This is a genomic window from Psychrobacter sp. 1U2, from assembly GCF_051847575.1.
The window spans coordinates 1-570 of the sequence record NZ_JBPYDC010001579.1; the positions used below are offsets into that span (position 1 = coordinate 1).

General features: G+C 43.5%; 1 protein-coding gene. It reads left to right on the forward strand.

The genetic code is table 11. The features are described 5' to 3' along the window. A partial coding sequence (locus tag ACS8FD_RS23290) for an NnrS family protein (protein WP_439277599.1) occupies positions 1 to 570 on the forward strand: 570 nt, incomplete at both ends.

Genomic DNA, 570 nt, shown 5'->3' on the forward strand with positions numbered 1-570 from the left:
ATTGGCATGGTCACGAGATGATTTATGGTTATGCCTTGGCAGTGGTAGCAGGGTTTTTGCTGACTGCGGTCAAGACATGGACAGGGGTAATGATGCCACACGGCTACAAGCTACTGGCTATTTTTGTTTGCTGGCTATTGGCACGGCTTAGCTGGCTTGTTTTTGGGCTTGGAATGACGATTGCAAGTGGCAGTATATCGTTGTTATATGTAGCAGCAGTATTCGATTTATTGTTCGTCGGCTCGATGGCTTTTGTTATCTTTCGAGCAGTATTGCAAGTCAAACAATATAAGCAGATGGGTATTTTAGCCAAGCTGGCTTTATTAACGTTGGGCAATGGCTTGTGTTACTGGGGTATTGTCAACGCAGACATGAGTACGACCAGAGTAGGTATCTACTTGGGTTTTTACTTAATTATCGGTTTGGTATTGACCATTGGTAGACGCGTGGTGCCATTTTTTATTGAACGAGGTCTTAGCGTAACTAATGCTGAAGGCGTTAAAGAAACCGTCACTTTACGTAATAGCAAAGCGCAAGATATCGCCAGCCTATTGTTCTTTTTGGCGTTTT